This is a genomic window from Paenibacillus contaminans (assembly GCF_003285015.1).
GTDB classification, from domain to species: domain Bacteria; phylum Bacillota; class Bacilli; order Paenibacillales; family NBRC-103111; genus Paenibacillus_V; species Paenibacillus_V contaminans.
The window spans coordinates 1-19135 of the sequence record NZ_QMFB01000022.1; the positions used below are offsets into that span (position 1 = coordinate 1).

Consider the following 19135-nt stretch of genomic DNA (forward strand, 5'->3'; position numbering starts at 1 on the left):
GAGTACCGACGCCAGCTTGTTGCCTAGGGCTTTTTACAGTGTCCACAAATAAGGGTCTTGACCATCATGCCGAGGGGCTCTTTTTTATCGGGCGGCTGCAGGCGATTCCGGCGAAAGAGCCGCAGCCTTAGCAAGAACTGCGGCGTATGCCGCCTTCGAGCGCAGGCCGACCAGCTTCTCGACCGGCTCCCCGTCATGAAAGACGATCACAGTCGGCATCGCCATGACACCGAAGCGTCCGGCGGAAACCGGCGATTCGTCGACGTCCACCGTCAGGATCGGGACGCTGTCGCCAAGCTCGGCGGAAAGCTCCTCTAGGATAGGCAGCAGCACTTTGCATGGCGGGCACCACGGGGCGCCGAACTCGGCCATCGTCACTCCGCCCTTTTGAACCATAGATGCAAAATTATCGTCATTCACATGAATCAAGGACATGATAATCCCTCCGTTATATTTGGATTTTCGGCTTTGATAGCGTGGATCCGCTCCTCCAAGTTCGATTTGATCGACGTAAGGAGCTGAATCTGGTTTTCAATTTCCGTCAGCTTTTGCATATAAACCGGCAAAATTTCCTGGCAGAACGCCTCTTTGTTTTTCATCACGCAATGCAAAAAGCCGGCAATTTGCTCCGTTGTCAAGCCGAGGCTGAGATAAAGCTTTACCGTTTGCACCTGTTCGACGGCAAAAGGGGAATATTCCCGATAGCCGCTAGCCGTCCGCCATGCCGTCAGAAGGCCTTGCTTTTCATAATACCGCAGCGAACGGACGCTAACGCCGGTCGCTTTGGACAGCTCGCCGATTTTCAATGCCATAACCGATTACTCCCCTGCAGGTGGATGTATCCTCATTATAAACCTTGACACTAATGTCAGAGTCAACATCTTTATTCGGCTCGGCGTACTTAACAACGCGGATAAAAAGCGCCGTGGCATCCGTCACATTGATTCGTGCGGAAGTCTGCTATAATGGTGTTTAGCGAAATAAGATTACGGTTGCGATCGAGGTGCTTATTTTATGAAGAAGGTCATGATTATCGGAGGAGGCATTACGGGGCTTGCTGCCGCATATTATCTGCAAAAAATCGCGAAAGAAAATCAGCTCGCTCTGGATATCCACTTGGTTGAAGCCGCTGAAGCGCTTGGAGGCAAAATCAATACGGTTCATCACGGCGAATTTATAATGGAAGCGGGAGCGGACTCCATCGTCGCGCGTAAGCAGAACGTGGCCCCCTTAATCGAAGAGCTGGGCTTGCAGGATGAGGTCGTATACAATGCGACGGGCAAATCGTTCATTCATGCGGACGGCGAGCTGAAGCCGATTCCGGAGGAAACCGTGTTCGGTATCCCGCTAAGTATAGAATCGCTGGCCAAGAGCGGGCTGATTTCGGCGGAAGGGAAAGTCGAGGCGCTGAAGGATTTTTACACCGCAAACGAGACGTTTACGAAAAACGATTCGATCGGGCGTTTCCTGACGAGCTTTCTTGGGAAGGAGCTTGTCGAGAAACAAATTGCACCGGTTTTATCCGGCGTTTACTCCGGCGAAATCGATGAGCTGACCATCGCCTCTACGCTGCCCTATCTGCTGGATTACAAAAACGAATACGGCAGCATAATCAAAGGACTGTCGGAAAACCGGGCAACGTTTATGCGGCCGGGGAACAAAAAGTTTTTGTCGTTCAAAAACGGGATGTCTGCGTTGGTCGACAGATTCGAAAGCCGGTTGAGCGAGGTTGATATTACGAAAGGAGTCAGAGCCGAAAAAATCGACAAGTCGCAGGACCGGTACGTCGTCGCTTTGTCCAATGGCGAACGTGTCGAAACGGATTTTGTCGTGCTCGGCACGCCGCATTCCGCCGCGCAAGCGCTGCTTCGCTCCGGGGAGCTGAACGAGCATTTCGACCGGCTTAAGGACAGCTCTTTGATCAGCGTCTACTTGGGCTTCGACATCCCGGACGAACGGCTGCCTGCCGACGGAACCGGCTTTATTGCCGCCGATTCAAGCGATTTGATTTGCAATGCCTGCACGTGGACGAGCAGAAAATGGGAGCACACGTCCAAATCCAGCCGGTTATTGGTCAGGCTTTTCTACAAAAGCTCGAAAGCGGCCTTTGAGGACTTGCGCAAGCGATCGGAGGAGGAGCTGTTGAAGGTCGCTTTGCAGGATGTGGAGCGTTCTTTAGGCATCGCCGCCGATCCGCTGACGTTTATTGTGACGAACTGGTACGAGGCGATGCCGAATTACCATATCAGGCACAATGAAATCGTGCAAGCGCTGGAGAAGGAAATGGAGAAGCATTTCCCCCATGTGATTTTGGCGGGATGCTCGTATTACGGCGTAGGCATTCCGGATTGCATCGCAAACGGCGAAAAAACCGCGAAGCTGATCGCGGGCAAGCTGATCGGCTCTCCGGCCGGCTCGTAGAACAACAAAAAGGGGCAGGCGCTGCGGCGCGCTGCCCTTTTCGCGTGAAGCCCCGGTCGATAGGGACTCCTTATCGTTTCGTCGCGCTTATGCCAAAATCGCTTCGATCTCCAGCAATTCCTCGGCACTGAACGTCACGCCGGACGCCTTCGCATTGTCCTCGATTTGCTGCGGGCTGGAAGCGCCGACGATGCAGCTGGAAACGTTCGGCAGCCGCAAAATCCAGGCAAGTGCCAGCTGCGTAACCGCTATTTCCTTGCGCGCGGCGATTTCTTGGAGCCGTTCCACCTTGCGCAGCACCTCATCCTGCAGCACGCTCTGCATGAACATGTTCGAATTATTGTCGGTCGCCCGGGAGCCTTCCGGCAGCGGTGCGCCCGGCTTGTATTTGCCCGTCAACACGCCTTGCGCCAGCGGCGAAAATACGATTTGCCCGACGCCGAGACGTTCGGATGTCGGCACGACGTCCGCTTCGATTTTCCGCTGCAGCATGTTGTACTGCGGCTGGTTGGAGACGATTTGATCCCAATTGCGCTCCTTCGCCGTATGTACGGCTTCGCTGATCTGTACCGCGCTCCACTCGCTGACGCCGGTATACAAAACTTTGCCTTGTCTGACCAGGTCGTCCAACGCGCGAAGCGTTTCGTCCAGCGGCGCCTCCTGATCGTACCGGTGACACTGGTACAGATCGAAGTATTCCATATTCATCCGCTTCAAGCTTGCCTCGCACTGCTCCATAATATGCTTCCGGGAAAGCCCGCGGTCATTAGGACCGTCCCCCATCGGAAAAAAGCATTTCGTCGCAAGCACATATGAATCGCGTTTATATTTACGAAGCGCCTTGCCCATAATCTCTTCAGCGGCGCCGCGGTAGTAGACATTGGCCGTATCGAAAAAATTGATGCCGAGCTCATACGCCTTGTCGATAACCGCCTCCGACCGGCCTGCATCGACGGAGCCTCCATATGTCAGCCAGCTTCCCAAGCTGATTTCGCTTACTTTCAGTCCGCTTCTTCCTAAACGACGGTACTTCATCTATTCCTGCACCCTTCCTTCGAAAAGTAATATGTTCAATACGGAGCGTTCTCCTGCAAAAAATATTGCTGGCGCCAGCCGAGCAGCTGTTTCGCCTTCTCATTGCAGAGCAGCGACGGGCGGCCTTCAACCGGCAGCCTGTTTTCCTTCACGCCGGGCAAATACCGGCTTATCAACTCCGACGTAGCTACGTTCGAAGACGTATCGTCAGCCGCCAAAATCATCGCTTGCGCGCCGAGGCCGTCTTTCTCGATCGCCATCCGGCAAGCGGCGGCCACATCGCGCGCGTCGATGTACGACCATAAAATGATTTTGCGCGCTTCCGGTTCGCTGAAGCTCCCGATGACGCGAGGATAGTCCGAAGGCTCCAATATATTGCCCAGCCGAAAAGACACGACCTGCATGCCCGTTCGCCGGTTAAACGTTTCGCCTGTCAGCTCGTTTACGACCTTGGAAAGCCCGTAGCTGTCTTCCGGCAGCTGCGGATGCGCTTCGTCGACAGGCAAGTACTGCGGGGAGAAAAATTCCGACGCATATACGATCCCGTACGACGATTCGCTCGAAGCGGTTACCGCCTTCGGGATCCCGAGATTGGCCGCCGCCTCCAGCACGTTATAGGTAGTCATGACGTTGTTGCGGAACGTCACGTCGTTCGTATGTGTGAACGCTTGCGGGATAGCCGCGAAATGAATGACGGCTTCGATCGGTCTCCGATCCCGCGTGCCCAAAGCCGATAACGCATTATGCACCTGTCCGAGATCGTTCAGATCGGCGATCACCGTCTCGCAAAGCTTTTCTTCCGGCAAGCGGGTATCTACGTTCAACACATCATAGCCGTGATCCAGAAGCTCCCGCACGATCCATTTGCCCGCCTTGCCGCTGCCTCCGGTCACCACGACGCGTCCCTGCCCCACATTCATCCACTCCTTTGTTTTTCTATTGCCATTGTAGTCCCCCCGCTACATAATGAAAAGTAGTGAAATGTTTGTGACATTATCACATAATGTATAGTTCGTTACCTGGAGGTAACTAACTATATAGAGGAAAGAAATATATAGGGAGTGACCTCGATGCAAACCGAGCGACTTGAAGAGGGCGGCACGGTCCGCACGAAACCGAAAGCAAACAGCTACATCCCCAAAAACCCCGACGGCATCGAATGCTCGATCGAGCAAACGCTTAACGTGATCGGGGGCAAATGGTCGTTTCTCGTGCTGCGCGAATTGTTCTGCGGCGTGAAACGATTCGGCGAGCTGCAGCGGCAAATTTGCGGCATTAGTCCGAAGGCGCTGACCGACACGCTGCGCCATCTTGAGGAGCAAGGCGTGCTCGAGCGGGAAGCGTTTCCGACGGTTCCCGTCACCGTGCAATACCGGTTGACGCCGAAGGGCGAGGATCTGCACAATATTTTGCAGGCGATGAAGCTTTGGGCGGCCAAATGGACGTAGCGAAATTGCTGACCGTTTATCCGCTCCGCAATCCTGAAGTCGAATTCATCAGACACAATGAAAATATGACTTACCGAATAACCGACCGGGCGAACGGGAAATCCTACCTGTTGCGCATTCACAAGCCTATTACCGAAAACCTGCAAGGCATCCAGCACACGCATGAGGGCTTGCGCTCGGAATTGCAGCTGCTGGAGGACATGGCCGCCCAAACGGAGCTGATCGTGCAAACTCCCGTCCGCACCCTTTCCGGCCGGACGGTCGCCGTATGGGAATCTGCCGGTGAAGCCGTCCCGTATACGCTGTTGAACTGGATTGACGGCAAAACGTTGGAGCGCGAGGATCTGAACGAGGATACCGGCGTGCGGATGCTCGGCCGGGAGCTGGCGCTGCTGCATCGCTTCTTGCGGCAGTATCCGGACAGTCCGCCGCTTACAAGGCCCCGTTACGGCTTGGATCGAAATATCGAATCGCTGGAACGCATTCGGTACGGCGCCGAAATCGGCATTATCGGCAGCGGCGATATGGATACGATCGAAAAATCGTTCGCGAGGATTAACCTCCGCCTCGGCGAACTTGAGAGCCGGCCGGAGCTGTGGGGGCTCATCCATGCCGACCTGAACATAGGCAACATGATCGTAACGGAGCGCGGCTTCGGCTTCATCGATTTTTGCCTGTCCGGCTTCGGCTTCTACATGCAGGACGTCGCCCATTGCGCGCTGAGCGTCCGGAAGGAAAGCCGGGATGTTTTTCTTGACGCATATGCGCAGACATTCCCTTTGCCGGCGCAGCCTATCGACCATTTATCCTGCTTTATGCTGGCCGCCATTTTCGGCAATTACGCGTTTCAAATGAAAAATCCCGCCAAGCGGGAGCGTATACGGGAGCGGCTGCCGATCGTTTGCGAAACGTACTGCAAGCCGTTTTTGGAAGGCGGGGAAAGCATTTTTTAAAATCTCAGGGCAGAAAATATATCTCCGCTGATTGTTCGATTTCCCGGTAAACGCCCCAGTCTCGATAAAATAACCGCTTCTTACGGAAGCCTCAGGAGGTACGATCGATGAACACATTCACGTTTCATAACCCGACCCGGCTCATTTTCGGCAAAGGCACGCTGGAGCAGCTCCGCGCGTTGGTTCCGCAATACGGCACGAATGTTCTTCTCGTCTACGGCGGGGGTAGCATCAAACGAAACGGTATATACGATCATGTCATTCGTCTCCTGCAGGAATTGAATGCGACGGTTCACGAGCTCGCCGGCGTCGAGCCGAATCCGCGTCTGACCACCGTACACCGGGGCGTCGATATTTGCAAAAAAGAAAACATCGACGTCATCCTCGCCGTAGGCGGAGGCAGCGTGATCGACTGCGTCAAAGCGATTGCCGTAGGCGCCAAATACGACGGCGACGTATGGGATATTATCACCCGCAAAGCGAAGGTTACCGGGGCGCTTCCCTTCGGCACCGTGCTGACATTGGCGGCTACCGGCTCGGAAATGAACCCGAGCTCCGTCATCACAAACTGGGAGACGCAGGAAAAACACGGCTGGGGAAGCCCGCATGCATATCCCCAATTTTCGATCCTCGATCCCGAGCATACGTACACGGTGCCGAAGGATCAGACGATTTACGGCATCGTGGACATCATGTCGCATATTTTCGAGCAATATTTTCACCGCACGCCTAACGCGCCGGTGCAGGACGCCTTTTGCGAAGCGCTTCTGCGTACCGTCATCGCCGCAGCGCCGGAGCTGCTCGAGCGGCCGGACAGCTACGAGCTTCGCGAAACGATTTTGTACAGCGGCACGCTCGCGCTGAACGGCATGCTTTCCATGGGCACGCGCGGCGACTGGGCCACCCATAACATCGAGCACGCGGCGAGCGCCGTATACGATATCCCGCACGGCGGCGGCCTGGCCATCCTGTTCCCGAGCTGGATGGAGCATGTCCTTGATGCGGGCGTCGACCGCTTCAAGCAGCTTGCCGTAAACGTGTTCGGCATCGACTCGGCCGGCAAGGCCGACCGGGAAACCGCGCTCGAGGGCATTCGGGCGCTGCGCGCCTTTTGGACTTTGATCGGCGCGCCGGCCAAGCTCGCCGACTACGGCATCGGCGACGACAAGCTTGAGCTGATGACCGACAAGGCGATGGTTTACGGGCCGTTCGGCAACTTCCAAAAGCTCGAACGCGGCGACGTGCTGGCGATTTACCGGAATTCGCTGTAACGCCCGATCGCGCGCGGCAAGCATACGCCGCTCCTCCATGGGATTCCCCTGTGGAGGGGCGGCTTTATATTTCAAGTAAAAAGCCGCCTCTCTCGCGAAAATTCGCGAGAAGGCGGCTTTGGTACGTTTACCGCAGCGTTTCGGCGGCAAGAAATGCGATCTCGTCCGGCGCGAGCGCCCGGTCGAATACCGCAAGCCCGCCGAGCGAGCCGGTGAAAAAATTGCCGGGCTCGCCCGAACGGTCGACCGCCCCGACCGTAAAACCGGCGCCGTCCGTTCCCCCAACCGCCGGTAGATAGTACGGCCGATTCAGACTGCTTCATGTTATACACCATCCTCCTACATTGTGCTTGTGCTTGACTGCAAACGCTCAAACGGCTGCTCTCCTTTAAGCATACGTTGCCGGAACGGTTGTTTACATACAGCTTTTCCGCATTTGCATGCACTTTTTTGCGAAGCGTCACAGGGACGAACGTCTGCCGGTGCCGTTGACGTGATCCTTACGATGCCCTTTTCGAGCTCCCGGGCTTCCGATACCCGAACAAACCGGACTCGGAGCCCCCCTTCTCACTACGCGGGAAAATTATCGGTCCTCAGGTTCCATTTTCTAGGAAAAATGTTGGAAAAGCCGCATATAATTCAGACAGGCCTAACTTTTGGATCGGATCGGCGGCTGCTTGGAATGGTCTCGTTTGGATACAAGGTTTAACCGCTATTTAGCCGTCTTTATTAGGGAGCTGGTTAGTTTGCTGTCGCTGCAAAAACTGGCCGTAACCGTCGTCGGAAGCTTGCTGCTCGCCATCGGAATCAACTTTTTTCTGGTTCCGTTTATGGTGCTGGACGGCGGCGTTATCGGGATTTCACTTATCGCAAACTATTTGTTCGGAATCAAAATCGGCCTTTCCATGCTCCTGTCCAGCCTCCCTATCTTCGTTCTCGCCTGGTTCTACGATCGCGCGGTTCTGTTCAACAGTCTGCACGGGTTATTGCTTTCCTCTTACTTCATCGATCTGTTGGAGCCGCTGCAATACTATTTCCTTTATGAAGTGGAATTAACTCCCTTTAGCAGCTCGGCGCTCGGAGGCTGGTTCATCGGAGCCGGAATCGGAATCATGCTGCGGTATGGGGCCAGCACCGGAGGAACCGATATGCTGGCTCATTTGCTGGCGAAAATCGTCAAAATCAATGTAGGCATATTCGTGTTTATCATCGACGGTATTATCGTCAGTCTGGGCGGCCTGCTTATTTCGCCGGAAACCTTCCTGCTGTCCATCGTCTCGATTACGGCCGGCGGCATTGCGACGAGCCTGTGCACGATGCGATGGAAGAGGGTGCGCAAAACCCACACCCCGTAACGGTGTGGGTTTATTCTGAGCCGCGTCTTCACGAAAACCATGAATATGAGTCCTTCGGAATTCCGAAGGACTCATCGGGTTTAACGGATCGTATGAATGCCTTTCCCTTGCTTGCCGAATACCGGATGAATCCGGTCGATAAAAGCCGTAGTATCGATAGCCGCAAGCTTCGTTCTGCCCGGCCCCCAGCCAATCTTCTCCCTCCAGCTGCCGAGCAGCCCGCGTTCGATCAAGTCGCTCTCTTCCACGTGCTCCGGAAGGTCCGCCTGCGGAGAAACGTAGAGCGCATCGACCGGGCAGTACGCTTCGCAAACGAAGCAAGTCTGGCAGTCCTCCTGCCTGGCGATGACCGGAATGCCGTCCTCGCCGGCATCGAATACGTTGGTCGGGCACACCTTGACGCAAAGCTTGCACTGCACGCAGCGATCCTCGCTGACCAGTTCGATCATATCCGCCGCACCTCCCCGGCAACCGCGATTTGACTTTCTGCGCCCGCATGGAACGTTTCGGGCCGAACGCTAATGTCCTCCAGACCGGAGACGAGCAGACGGTGCTGCATGGCCGGATTCTGATCCGGATATTCCGCCAGCGTATGCATGCCTCTCGTCTCTTTGCGGGCCAGCGCGGCCGTATACATCCAGCGGGCGGTCGCCGCCATCGCAACAGCCTCCCTCGCTTTGACGCGGCCTTGCACGCTCTCGGGCGCCCGGCCTCTCAGCTGCGGCCACAAGCGATGCAGCCGCTCGAGCGACATGGACAGCCCGGACTCGCTCCGGAAATAGTTGATTTCCAGCGGATGCACTTCGTTCTGGACCGCTTCGATAACCGCCTTCGTATCGATCGTACCGGACGAATTTTCGCCTTGGCTCACGCCGTAACGCCCCGCGCTGCGCAGATTCCGCTGCGAAGCGTCCTTTCCGTTCGCCAGGGCGAAGGCGGCCGCTCCTTGGCCGGCCCATGTTCCGGAGCATATCGCCCACGAGGCATTGAACGCGCCGCCGCCCGTCCTCGCTCCCGTCACCCGTTCGCGGGTAGCGGCATCGCCCGCCGCGTATAAGCCGGCGACGGTCGTCCGGCAGTCTTCGCCGATCAAACGCAGCCCGCCGGTGCCTCTGACCGTTCCTTCGCAGCGCAGCGTAAGCGGGAACGGCTGCGTGAACGGATCGATTCCGGCTCGATCGTAGGGCAGGAAAAAGACGGCGTGGGAGCCTCTCAATATTTTTTGTTTTTCGGGCGTATCGGCCTTGTTCATTATGGCGTACACCGGGCCTTTGAGCAGCATCCGGGCAAGAAAACCGTCGGCATTCGCGCCGCCGCCCGTTCCCCCGGAATCCAGCACGTTTCCGTCCTTGTCGTAATAAGTGGCCCAGCCGAGCAGCCTCCCTCTCGTCACGGTGCCGAAGGCAGCGCTAGGCGCGAACTGCCTGGAAAATTCCATGCCGGACAGCTCGGCGCCAAGCTCGGAAGCCATCAGCAGCCCGTCGCCCGTCAGCACGTTGCAGCCGAGCCCCTTGCTCAGAAACGCGCAGCCGCCCGTCGCGATGACGACGGCATTCGCCCGCACCTCCCAGGAGCGGCCGCTCAGCCGGTTTATGCCTTTGGCCCCGCCGACCCCGTGCTCGTCGGCCAGCAGCTCAAGCGCCGGCGACTGATCGAGGATGGTCACGCCCGCTTTTTTGACGACACGCCGCATCAGGCTCATGTACTCAAGTCCCTGCAGATGATCCCGCATTGGCGTCCCTTGTTCGTCGCGGACGAACGGATAGCCCCATTTCTCAACCAGCTCCAGGTTTTGATAAACCTGATCGAGCACCCGATGGATCCACGCTTCCTCGGACAGGTAACCGCCCGCTTTCATGCGCTGCTTCACCGCTTCCTCTCGCATGACCGGATCAGGCGGCAAGTACAGCAGGTTCGTTCCGCCCGGCGCAGTCGCTCCGCTGGAGCCGAGATAACCCTTGTCGGCCAAAACGACCTTCGCCCCCTGCGAGGCTGCGCTCCAAGCCGACCATGCGCCGGCCGGTCCTCCGCCGATGACCAGAACGTCGGCGGTCAGTTGCAATTCCATTTTGTCCGTCATCATGCTCACTCCCATGCTCTTACTCTCTTGACGAGAAAAGCTTATTCTGCAACAACAAGGATAAGCGGCTGCGTCGTCTTTTAAAGGATTGGCGCGTTTACCGAGAAATCGAACAATCCGCGGAAATATACATTCTGAGATTTCAAGGATAAACGGCCGTGTCGTTCTTTTGGACGAGCGCATTTACATAGATTTAAGCCGCTTCCGCCATGTACTTATCCGATAAACCGAAAAAGACGCGCTTCAATTGGAAGCACGTCTCCGTTCGTACGGTTGACTCCGATTTATTCCGATAATTCCTACCGGAAATAATAAATATAGTATCACCGAAGGCAAAGCTTGTAAAGCGGTTTTCGCTGAAATAAATGCGGCGAACGCCTAATTGCAAATTCCGCCGGTTTGACACAGACACTGGGAGCCCCCGTGGAAATCTCTTGCTTCCGCTCGTGACGCGCAAAACATTAAAGGAATGAACGGCATGAGCCGCGAAATAATTATGAAGTAAAATGAAGCGCGGACTGAAGGAGTGACTTTGGATGGAGCATGCGGAAAGCTTTTCCTTTGCTTTCACCTTTACCGATCCGGAAGGGGTCGATATTTACGTTTACCGCCGGCTGCCTGTTAGGCGTACGCCTATCCGGGGGATCGTGCAGATCGCCCACGGCATGGCGGAAACGGCAGCACGCTACGCGAGATTCGCGGAGAAGCTTGCGGCAGCCGGTTTTGCCGTATACGCCAACGATCATCGGGGACATGGCCGAACGGCGGGAAAACCCGACAATATCGGTTATTTAGGTAAGGACGGCTTTAATCGGATGGCCGATAACGTAAGCCAACTGACTGAGATCCTCGAGGAAGCGCATCCCGAGCTTCCGATATTTTTGTTCGGGCACAGCATGGGCTCCTTCGTTACGCAAAAAGTGATGTATACGCATCCCGAGCCATATGCCGGAATCGTGCTGTCGGGCTCCAACGGCAAGCGGGGGCCGGAGCTTCATATAGGCAAACGAATAGCCCGCTGGGAAGCGGCCCGCAAAGGGGACCGGCACCGCAGCGAGCTGATGAACAACTTGTCGTTCGGCGGCTTCAACCGGGCATTCCGGCCGAACCGTACCGACTTCGACTGGCTTAGCAGCGACGAAGCCGAGGTCGACGCTTACATCGCCGATCCGTACTGCGGCGGCGTGTTTACGTCGGGCTTCTTCAGAGACTTTTTATACGGCCTTGCCGATATTCACCGTCCGGACAACATGCGGCGCATTCCCCGCGGTTTGCCGGTCCTGCTCGTCGCCGGCGACCGCGACCCGGTCGGCCGTTTCGGCAAAGGCGTGCTCAGCCTCGCAGCGGCATACCGAAAGCTCGGCATGGCGCATATCGACTGCCGATTGTATCCCGGCGGACGGCACGAGCTGCTGAACGAAACGAATCGCGAGGAAGTCATGCGCGACATTATCGACTGGATCGAGAAACGGCTGCCTGTGTCAGGTCGCTGAAATTCTTAGCGCAAGCAGCTGCCTGGCCGGATCGGCGCTTGCAAGCGCGCCACTTTGCGGCGCAGCGGAGAGGCGGCTCCCGGAATGCCGCCCGCCTCTTCGATTGCAGCTCAATAGACGAATTGCTGACTATACGGCTGCTATACGCCCGCATGAAGGGCACGAGGTTTAACCGCCGACATGTGACCGCGCGCCGCGCGCCGTGAGGCGCGCGGTGCAGCCCCGCTCACCATGCAGGCGCGTGGGGAGGCTCCAAGCCGGCTCCGGCTTATTTCAAGTTAGCTGTCTTGAGCAGGTCGGCGGCATCCGTATTCCCGCTTTCCGCCTTGTCGCCGAGGAACTTCCGCCATGCGGCTTTCTTATCTGCATCATCGCTCAGCACTGACTGTAATACGCCCGAAAAATTGTCTTTGGACGCGTCGCCGAGGGAGACGTACTTCTCGAAGATCACGGCAATTTTGGCGGAATCGGCCCCTGCAGCCTGGAGGGCGCCGGCCATAATGTTGCCTAGCACTTGCGCGTCCTTCTCCGTCGCGAAGCTGTCGGCAAGCGCCGGCAGCGCGGCTTCCGCCTTGGAAGCGGAGATGATGTAAGCAATGTTGTACCGGACGGCTGCGTTCGGATGCTTGAGCAGCAGATCCGCAAGCGTCGAGAAGCTGGCTTCTCCGGGAAGCGCCGCAAGCAGCTTGTTGACCTTGTACCCTGCTTGATCGGAGGAGGCCTGGCCGATCGAATAATCAGCAATCGCCTGCAAGCCCGCCGACCAGAACTGTTTGACAAAGTTGACGATTTCCATATTCGTTTGACCGTATTCGAAGGTCATATCGTACATGTCGACCAGCTTGCCGGCCAATACCGCTCTGTCCATAGCCAGCAAGCCGTTGACCGTCTCGGTCTGCTCCGCCGACAACTCTTCCACGCTGCTGCCGTAAAGCGAGGCGATCGCTTCCTCTACGCTTAGCGATAAGACGACGGGCTGCTGCGCCGGCTTGTCCGGCTCGCCTGACGAAGGCTTCGCCGCCGTAACGGTACCGGTGTCGGCATCGAAGCCGACTTCGTAGCCGAGCGCCTCGGCAACTGCGCGGGCCGGCAAGTAGACGCGTCCGTCGACATTCGCCGCGGGTACGTCAAGCACCGTAAACAATTGACCGTTGCGGTAAAAAGCTTTTTGACCGACAGCCAGCTCAATGCGAATTTCGCCCTTGATGACCGTCACCGACTGCTTGTCCCCGTCCCAGACGATGTGCTTGTCGTCGTTCTCGACGCCGAGCGCGACAAGCAAATCGCGCAGTGGAAACAGGCTTCTGCCGCTCTCCAAATACGGCTTGCCGTATTCGAATGCGACTGCAGTGCCGTTCACCTGCATTTGCAGATCGGCTGCGTGCGCCGGTACACTAAGTCCTGCGGAAGCCACGCCAATCGAGGCGGCGAGCACAAGGGAGCGGACCCATTTTTTGGACATTCGTATCATCTCCGTTTATGTATAATCCAGTTGATTGACGAGTTGAATTATATCACCGGACCGTCCCTTTGAAAATGTTTCCTTTTTCCGTCGCACGGGGTTTGACACCCGACGTGTTGCCGAACTCCGCGCGCCGGGTCATGCGCGCTACGGAAAGTTTCCGCTCAATAGCCACAAGACCGGGAGGAACCGGAAGGCTGCGGATCGGCTCCGCTTTTTTGGGAGCGATAATAAGGCAAAAACGACTAATAGTGAGGCAACCCTCATTGTTTCTCACCCCTTACCCGCGTTTAGGACGGATAATGAGGCAAAAGCAACTAATAGTGAGTCAAACGAAATTGATAATTGCGTTTGCCCCACTATTGGGCGAGAACGAGCATTTTACCGGTGAAATAGTGAGGACAGCCTCATAAACAATAAGGTTTTCTCCACTACGCGCACGGTCCATGCATAATCATTACGATATCCGTTTTTGTTTTCGTAACCGAGTCTTCATCTATTGCTAGTTTTAGACTTGATCGGGCACCAGTACACGATCAGCTCTTAACCTGCGGATGGAAATTCGTTTTGCGGGCCAGTATATCAGGGGAGTTTTGTCGTACAGATTCCACATTATTTAGCTGATCGTCTACTAATCTATCGGGAGGATCGGGCATGCATATCGGGGAGCATACGCCGTCTACCTATGCCGTTTCGCAGCACACGCACAAGGAGCTTGAAATAGGTCTTTGCCTTGAGGGCAAGGGCTGGTTTTACTTCGGCCAAAAAACGTACGAGGTCAAGCAAGGCGACGTCTTCGTCGTTAATGCCGGCGTCGAGCCTCATATCGCGCAATCCGATCCGGTGCATCCGAGCAAATATGTGTTCCTCAGCTTCGAGCCGTCTGCGCTGGGTCCTGACCGGCAGGAGCTGCTGCTTCCGTTCGTCTACCGGTCGGACCGTTTTCAGAACCGCATCCCGGCCGAGCTACCGGCCGCGCAGCAAATTGGCACGCTGATGCGGCAGTTTATGGTGGAATACCGGAGCAAGGAGGAAGCCTATATTTACATGCTGCAAGGGCTGCTCTTGCAGCTGTGCACCGTGCTTGTCCGGCATTACGGGCCGAACGCGCTTCATGGCGACTGGTCCCGAGCGATGCGGCGGTACGGCGATCTGCAGCCCGGGCTCGCCTTTATCCGCGATCATTTCCGCGAGCCGATCACGGCGAAGGATGTTGCCGCAGCCTTGTCCCTCAGCATTTCCCGCACGCTGCATCTGTTCAGCGACACGCTGGGCACGGGACTTAAGCAGATCATCCTGCAGCATCGGCTGCACGAAGCGATGAGACTGCTGGCCGAGACCGATCGGCCCGCGACCGAAATCGCGCTTGCCTGCGGCTTCCAGAGCTTGGCGTCCTTCTATCGCAAGTTTACGGAGACAGTCGGCGTTTCGCCGCTGGAATTTCGAAGACGCTCCGCTCATATGGCCGTTTTCGAGAAAAATCCGGCAAGCGAGGAGAAGCTGAAATTATGAACCGGTCAAGACAGCGCAAGAATACCCGATAACATAAAATAAACCGGCTGTCTCAAAAGTCATTTTTGTAATTTTTCCGTCCCACTTCGAGCACTAAATTAACAGTAAAAGAAGCTTCCAGCCCTACTTGTCAGTAGTTTTGGAAGCTTCAGCTTCTTTGTTTACAATTTGGGACTGGTCGATTTCGCACTGCCCTTTTTGGGACGGCCCCCGAATATTTCGTTGTGCTTGTCTTCGCTTTCCAAGCTTTCCAATGCCCTAAGCATCATGATCGTCGGTTCCGCCCGCGCCGCCGTATCGCTCGGAACGAACCGACTCCCGACGCGGCTATCGACGGCTTGCGTGCCGCCCTCCACAACTCCCTTAACATCATCGCTTCATTCGAATTGAAATCTCCGAGGCAGCTTCATACTTGAAACGGCCACTTCAGCTCTACTCCTTGCCGCTCAAGTACGCGCTGGAATTCGGCGAGCAAGTTCTCGTCGTTCCGAACAGCACGGGGTGTCGTCTGTCTGCTCAAGCAGAATGCGGCCAAATGTCCCGCCGCTTCGCCGATTCCCCATTCCACAGGGTGCAGCCGGTAACAGCCGTTCGTAATGTGCGTCGTTCCGATGTTTTTGCATGCCGGCAGTAAGTTGTTGACGCGAACGGGCAGCAAGCTGCCGAGCGGAATCTGAAACGGTACGCTGGCGAAATCGATATAATGCCTGTTGCCTGTGCTCGGGTGCAAGTCGATAGGGTAGTAACCGATCCCAACCGAATCGTAAAACTCCTTCGCCACACCGCTGCTGTTACACGCCTTGCTGACGTGCTGCTCAAGCACGGTAAATTCAGCGCAAATCCGCCGAGACTCCCTAATATACGGATATTTCGCCAGACCGTCCTCGGTACCTACCACATCTTTGCGCAGTCTTAAACCCGGGTAGCCAATCTTGCCGTCCGGGCGCGGCGCTTCCGTCTGCATCCAATATAAGAGAGACAAACTGAGCTGCTTGGCCTGCTCGAGATGCCGCGTCCTTTCCTCTTCTCCCACATCGATGACCGGGCCGATAAAATAATCGTTCTGAGGCCAGTTGATGATCGTAATATCGCTTGCGAACGTTCCAGGCCGAAAATGGCTTTTATCGATAATACGTCGGTATCTCCACAGGTCGAACCCTTCGCCCGCTGGAAAAAAATCGTAGATCCGATGCTCCAGCGTGGACGGATAAACCCCCGACCAGCTAAGCAGCTTATCCGGCCAAAAGTCGGGCTTATAGTCCCGCCAGAACGAATAGTCTTTCGGTTTGTCGATCGTATGGTCTTCCCCGTCCAAATGATCGACGGCAAATACATGAGTGATCGCCTGCATATCGTACGGCTGAGCCGGGCCTTCCAACGCATGATCCTCACCGGTCTCCGCTTTGGACTCCGAGCCGGTTACGTACTCCACACCGGCAAGAGGAAGCATGTCTCCGCATTCCGTAGCATCGAGGAAATAAGAAGCCGCAATAACCGTGCGCTCATTCGAGTCCAGACTGCGGACCGTAACGGAACGAATATCGTCTCCTTCGGTTTCCGCCTGCTCTGGCACATGCCGAAGCATGAGCATGATGCGGCCGCTGTGAATGTAAGGCGCCAGCATCTGCTGCAGGACGGCGAGAGCCGTCCGCGGTTCATGCGCGATCCGGCTGACAAAAGCGCTGCCCGGATTGAAGTTGTCGACCGACCGCGCTTCAGCCGTCAAAGGAAAATGGTTCCGGTAATAATCCCGCACCCCCTTGCGGAATTTTCGATAGCAGTGTGTGGAGCCGAACTTTTCAATCCATCCGTGCTCATCAGGGGGGACGGCTTGGCTTGTCATTTGGCCGCCGATCCAATCCGTTTCTTCCGTAAGAACGACGGTTTTCCCCATGCTCGCCGCAGCCAATGCGGCAGCACAGCCCCCCATTCCTCCGCCGATGACGGCGATGTCGACATTCCGTTCCTTGGTCATACCAGTAAAGCCTCCATAAATTCGGTTTATTTGCAACCTTCACGTGGGAGCATTTCAATTCGAAACAAAAAAATGAGAAGGCATGTTCACTGCACAAGGACATACATAGCTTGCTTTAAACATCTTGTTTTGCGTTTCCTTGATTGTATGGGCATTCGGATTGTCGAAACGCAAAGCCAAAACTCGCCTGCCCTGTATGTTCCTTGTTCCGCTCACTTCGCCTTTCTAGGTTAGTTGTGCCGAATATATAGTTCCCGTCAACCGTACCGCTCCAGAAACGGCTCGAGCACCTTTAGCGCTTCCTGCTGGTGTTCGCTGTCCACACCGTAAAAGAATCCGTGCTCCGCCTCCGGGAACAGGACGACATCTGCATGTCTGCCGTGTTTCTGCAGCTTCCCGCTCATCTCGTAGACATAGGCGTGCGGGAAATATTTTTCTTTACCGACGATCAGAAAAAGAAAGTCCGGCGCATTCTCATCGACATACGTCATCGGCGATGCTTTGCGGAACGCCTCCGTCTCTTCCCCGTATGCCGCGCCGATCACTTCCTCGATGCTCTTTCGGATATCGGCGTTCATGTCGTCCCACTGCTCCATCGTGCCGGGCCCGTTAATGGACACGCAAGCGGCCGGCTTCAGCCACGGATTTCGAAGCTTCGCTTCCCCATTCCACTGTTGCGGCTCGGTTAACGCAAGCAGGGAAGCCAGATGCGCCCCCGCGGAACTGCCCAGCACGATAACGCGGTCGATTGGCAGTTCCTTTTCGCGAATGTCGGCGATAAACGTATCGTAGCCGGCAATGACATCCTTCATCTGCTCCGCCAACCGTACGGACGGTGCGAGCCGGTACCCGGCAGATGCGCAAACGTAACCTCTTCGCGAGAAATACTGCAAATGCTCATGGAAAATGTCCCTCGCTCCCGCAGACCAGCCTCCGCCATGAACATAAAACAGCGCCGTCCGCCTGCTCAGACGCTTTGGCAATGCGATATCTACCGCGCGCTTCAGCACAAGGTTTTCATCATAATATTTCGTATACAGCTCCATTCCTGTTCTGCACCTCCCGGCTCATTTTCTATCACTACTCATGTGTCCGGTCCTGCATTCGCATAAAGTGCTTCCTGCAAGCACGGCAGACTCACCGGGAAATCATCCGCCGCCTTATCCCTTCACCGCGCCAAGCGTAGCGCCTTCCATAATCCAGCGCTGGAAGAAGACGAACATAATGACCGAAGGCACCATCGCGATCATGACTCCCGCGAACATAGTGACCCAGTCCGACGTGTACTGCATCATTTGATTCGCCGCATACATGCTGACGCCGATCGTATATTTTGTTTGATCGCTTAAATAAATAAAGGGTCCGAGAAAATTATTGTAGAGCCCGAGAAATTTGAAAATCGCTACCGTCACGATGCCCGGAACCGAAAGCGGCAGCATGATGCGCGCAAATACTTGAAAAATAGAAGCGCCGTCTATGAACGCGCTCTCCTCGAGTTCTTTCGGCAGAGACCTCATGAAACCGCCGAGAAGCATAAGAAAAAAGACATTTTCCCCAAGGCAGTCGAGAATAATGAGCCCCGTCAAGCTGTTCGTCAGATGCAAATCGCGCATCAATACATACTGGGGAATCAAGGCATTAATCCCGGGCAAAAACAAGGAAAGCATGATCAAGGCCCAGATCAGCTTCCTGCCCTTAAACTCCATTCTGGTGAGCGCGTAAGCGTTGAGCGTCGTCAGGAACGTCCCGATGACGAGAGATATCCCAACGTAATAAAGCGTGTTAATCATCGAGTTGCCGATGCCGTATTTTACCCAGGCGGTTTTATAATTGGCCCATTCAAGCGCTTGAGGTAACGCCCAAACGTCCATAAAAAACTCCCGGTTCGTTTTCAACGATTCATAGAAAATCCACCCAAGCGGAAATAAAATCGCCAAAGACCAAAGGACCAGCACGATCCACCATATCAAATCGACCGCCGTACGTTTTTCATTCATTGTCGTTCACTCCTTAAGGCGTGTCTGAATACTCCGAGGGGAGTAGATTTTGCCGAATTTTTGTTCCTCCATTAGCAAGGTTAGCTACGCTTTACCTTGCTGATTCCGCTACGGTAAACGCCACCGCCCAAAG

19 protein-coding genes are annotated in these 19135 nt (G+C 55.6%); 8 read left to right on the forward strand and 11 right to left on the reverse strand.

All coding sequences use genetic code 11. The features are described from left to right. Positions 1–84: 84 nt before the first annotated feature. Both DQG23_RS28965 and DQG23_RS28970 read right to left on the reverse strand, forming a co-directional pair. On the reverse strand, positions 85–435 hold the full coding sequence (locus DQG23_RS28965; protein ID WP_113034539.1) for a thioredoxin family protein: 351 nt from the start codon (positions 433–435) through the stop codon (positions 85–87). Beyond that, positions 426–806, reverse strand: coding sequence for a MerR family transcriptional regulator (locus DQG23_RS28970; RefSeq protein WP_113034633.1), 381 nt, complete (start codon positions 804–806; stop codon positions 426–428). Before DQG23_RS28970 ends, DQG23_RS28965 begins: the two co-directional genes overlap by 10 nt. Before the next feature lie 208 nt (positions 807–1014). Here DQG23_RS28970 and DQG23_RS28975 point away from each other — a divergent pair, with 208 nt between their 5' ends. Continuing rightward, the gene (locus DQG23_RS28975; protein WP_113034540.1) at positions 1015–2421 is read left to right on the forward strand and encodes a protoporphyrinogen oxidase; all 1407 of its coding nucleotides are present in this window, start codon (positions 1015–1017) and stop codon (positions 2419–2421) included. An 87-nt stretch (positions 2422–2508) separates the two neighbouring features. On the opposite strand, the gene DQG23_RS28980 is transcribed toward DQG23_RS28975, so the two are convergent. Together DQG23_RS28980 and DQG23_RS28985 are read right to left on the reverse strand one after the other, a co-directional pair. Next, positions 2509–3456, reverse strand: a complete 948-nt coding sequence (locus DQG23_RS28980; RefSeq protein ID WP_113034541.1) for an aldo/keto reductase family protein — start codon at positions 3454–3456, stop codon at positions 2509–2511. 35 nt (positions 3457–3491) lie between these two features. Beyond that, positions 3492–4370, reverse strand: coding sequence for an NAD-dependent epimerase/dehydratase family protein (locus DQG23_RS28985; protein ID WP_238178090.1), 879 nt, complete (start codon positions 4368–4370; stop codon positions 3492–3494). A gap of 156 nt (positions 4371–4526) precedes the next feature. On the opposite strand from DQG23_RS28985, the gene DQG23_RS28990 reads away from it, so the two are divergent. From DQG23_RS28990 to DQG23_RS29010, 5 genes are all read left to right on the forward strand, one after another. Then, positions 4527–4904 carry a winged helix-turn-helix transcriptional regulator gene (locus tag DQG23_RS28990; protein ID WP_113034543.1) on the forward strand — a complete coding sequence of 126 codons (378 nt, stop codon included), beginning with the start codon at positions 4527–4529 and terminating at the stop codon, positions 4902–4904. Next, the gene (locus DQG23_RS28995) at positions 4895–5857 is read left to right on the forward strand and encodes a phosphotransferase enzyme family protein (RefSeq protein WP_146762402.1); all 963 of its coding nucleotides are present in this window, start codon (positions 4895–4897) and stop codon (positions 5855–5857) included. Before DQG23_RS28990 ends, DQG23_RS28995 begins: the two co-directional genes overlap by 10 nt. Before the next feature lie 107 nt (positions 5858–5964). Continuing rightward, positions 5965–7128, forward strand: a complete 1164-nt coding sequence (locus tag DQG23_RS29000) for an iron-containing alcohol dehydrogenase (protein WP_113034545.1) — start codon at positions 5965–5967, stop codon at positions 7126–7128. Positions 7129–7246: 118 nt separating this feature from the next. Beyond that, complete coding sequence (locus DQG23_RS42310) at positions 7247–7423, forward strand: hypothetical protein (protein ID WP_158560745.1); 177 nt, start codon at positions 7247–7249, stop codon at positions 7421–7423. 397 nt (positions 7424–7820) lie between these two features. After that, a complete protein-coding gene (locus DQG23_RS29010; RefSeq protein ID WP_337589419.1) occupies positions 7821–8483 on the forward strand; it encodes a YitT family protein in 663 nt (220 codons plus the stop codon). A gap of 80 nt (positions 8484–8563) precedes the next feature. Here DQG23_RS29010 and DQG23_RS29015 read toward each other — a convergent pair whose 3' ends face one another. Together DQG23_RS29015 and DQG23_RS29020 are read right to left on the reverse strand one after the other, a co-directional pair. Further along, on the reverse strand, positions 8564–8932 hold the full coding sequence (locus tag DQG23_RS29015; protein WP_113034547.1) for a 4Fe-4S dicluster domain-containing protein: 369 nt from the start codon (positions 8930–8932) through the stop codon (positions 8564–8566). Beyond that, positions 8929–10563, reverse strand: a complete 1635-nt coding sequence (locus DQG23_RS29020; RefSeq protein ID WP_113034634.1) for an FAD-dependent oxidoreductase — start codon at positions 10561–10563, stop codon at positions 8929–8931. Before DQG23_RS29020 ends, DQG23_RS29015 begins: the two co-directional genes overlap by 4 nt. Positions 10564–11099: 536 nt before the next feature. Between DQG23_RS29020 and DQG23_RS29030 the strand changes: the two genes are divergently transcribed. Further along, on the forward strand, positions 11100–12056 hold the full coding sequence (locus DQG23_RS29030; protein ID WP_113034549.1) for an alpha/beta hydrolase: 957 nt from the start codon (positions 11100–11102) through the stop codon (positions 12054–12056). A 268-nt stretch (positions 12057–12324) separates the two neighbouring features. Here DQG23_RS29030 and DQG23_RS29035 read toward each other — a convergent pair whose 3' ends face one another. After that, on the reverse strand, positions 12325–13518 hold the full coding sequence (locus DQG23_RS29035) for a copper amine oxidase N-terminal domain-containing protein (protein WP_158560746.1): 1194 nt from the start codon (positions 13516–13518) through the stop codon (positions 12325–12327). 654 nt (positions 13519–14172) lie between these two features. Between DQG23_RS29035 and DQG23_RS29040 the strand changes: the two genes are divergently transcribed. After that, on the forward strand, positions 14173–15030 hold the full coding sequence (locus DQG23_RS29040; protein WP_113034551.1) for an AraC family transcriptional regulator: 858 nt from the start codon (positions 14173–14175) through the stop codon (positions 15028–15030). Between the two features lie 161 nt (positions 15031–15191). Here DQG23_RS29040 and DQG23_RS43115 read toward each other — a convergent pair whose 3' ends face one another. The 4 genes from DQG23_RS43115 to DQG23_RS29060 form a co-directional block, all read right to left on the reverse strand. Further along, the gene (locus tag DQG23_RS43115) at positions 15192–15386 is read right to left on the reverse strand and encodes a hypothetical protein (RefSeq protein ID WP_113034552.1); all 195 of its coding nucleotides are present in this window, start codon (positions 15384–15386) and stop codon (positions 15192–15194) included. 50 nt (positions 15387–15436) lie between these two features. Further along, on the reverse strand, positions 15437–17005 hold the full coding sequence (locus DQG23_RS29050; RefSeq protein ID WP_113034553.1) for an FAD-dependent oxidoreductase: 1569 nt from the start codon (positions 17003–17005) through the stop codon (positions 15437–15439). A 257-nt stretch (positions 17006–17262) separates the two neighbouring features. Beyond that, entirely contained in the window at positions 17263–18051 is a 789-nt protein-coding gene (locus DQG23_RS29055) for an alpha/beta hydrolase (protein WP_113034554.1), read from the reverse strand. Positions 18052–18165: 114 nt separating this feature from the next. Then, positions 18166–19002: a carbohydrate ABC transporter permease gene (locus tag DQG23_RS29060; protein ID WP_113034555.1), complete on the reverse strand. Its 837-nt coding sequence runs from the start codon at positions 19000–19002 to the stop codon at positions 18166–18168. Between the last annotated feature and the right edge of the window lie 133 nt (positions 19003–19135).

Bases quoted from the DNA above. Each gene is read 5' to 3' on its own strand.
- DQG23_RS29055 (WP_113034554.1), bottom strand. From the start codon at position 18,051: ATGGAGCTGTATACGAAATATTATGATGAAAACCTTGTGCTGAAGCGC.
- DQG23_RS29050 (WP_113034553.1), bottom strand. From the start codon at position 17,005: ATGACCAAGGAACGGAATGTCGACATCGCCGTCATCGGCGGAGGAATG.
- DQG23_RS28995 (WP_146762402.1), top strand. From the start codon at position 4,895: ATGGACGTAGCGAAATTGCTGACCGTTTATCCGCTCCGCAATCCTGAA.
- DQG23_RS29015 (WP_113034547.1), bottom strand. From the start codon at position 8,932: ATGATCGAACTGGTCAGCGAGGATCGCTGCGTGCAGTGCAAGCTTTGC.
- DQG23_RS28965 (WP_113034539.1), bottom strand. From the start codon at position 435: ATGTCCTTGATTCATGTGAATGACGATAATTTTGCATCTATGGTTCAA.
- DQG23_RS29030 (WP_113034549.1), top strand. From the start codon at position 11,100: ATGGAGCATGCGGAAAGCTTTTCCTTTGCTTTCACCTTTACCGATCCG.
- DQG23_RS29040 (WP_113034551.1), top strand. From the start codon at position 14,173: ATGCATATCGGGGAGCATACGCCGTCTACCTATGCCGTTTCGCAGCAC.
- DQG23_RS29020 (WP_113034634.1), bottom strand. From the start codon at position 10,563: ATGACGGACAAAATGGAATTGCAACTGACCGCCGACGTTCTGGTCATC.
- DQG23_RS29060 (WP_113034555.1), bottom strand. From the start codon at position 19,002: ATGAATGAAAAACGTACGGCGGTCGATTTGATATGGTGGATCGTGCTG.
- DQG23_RS29000 (WP_113034545.1), top strand. From the start codon at position 5,965: ATGAACACATTCACGTTTCATAACCCGACCCGGCTCATTTTCGGCAAA.
- DQG23_RS28980 (WP_113034541.1), bottom strand. From the start codon at position 3,456: ATGAAGTACCGTCGTTTAGGAAGAAGCGGACTGAAAGTAAGCGAAATC.
- DQG23_RS28975 (WP_113034540.1), top strand. From the start codon at position 1,015: ATGAAGAAGGTCATGATTATCGGAGGAGGCATTACGGGGCTTGCTGCC.
- DQG23_RS28990 (WP_113034543.1), top strand. From the start codon at position 4,527: ATGCAAACCGAGCGACTTGAAGAGGGCGGCACGGTCCGCACGAAACCG.
- DQG23_RS29035 (WP_158560746.1), bottom strand. From the start codon at position 13,518: ATGTCCAAAAAATGGGTCCGCTCCCTTGTGCTCGCCGCCTCGATTGGC.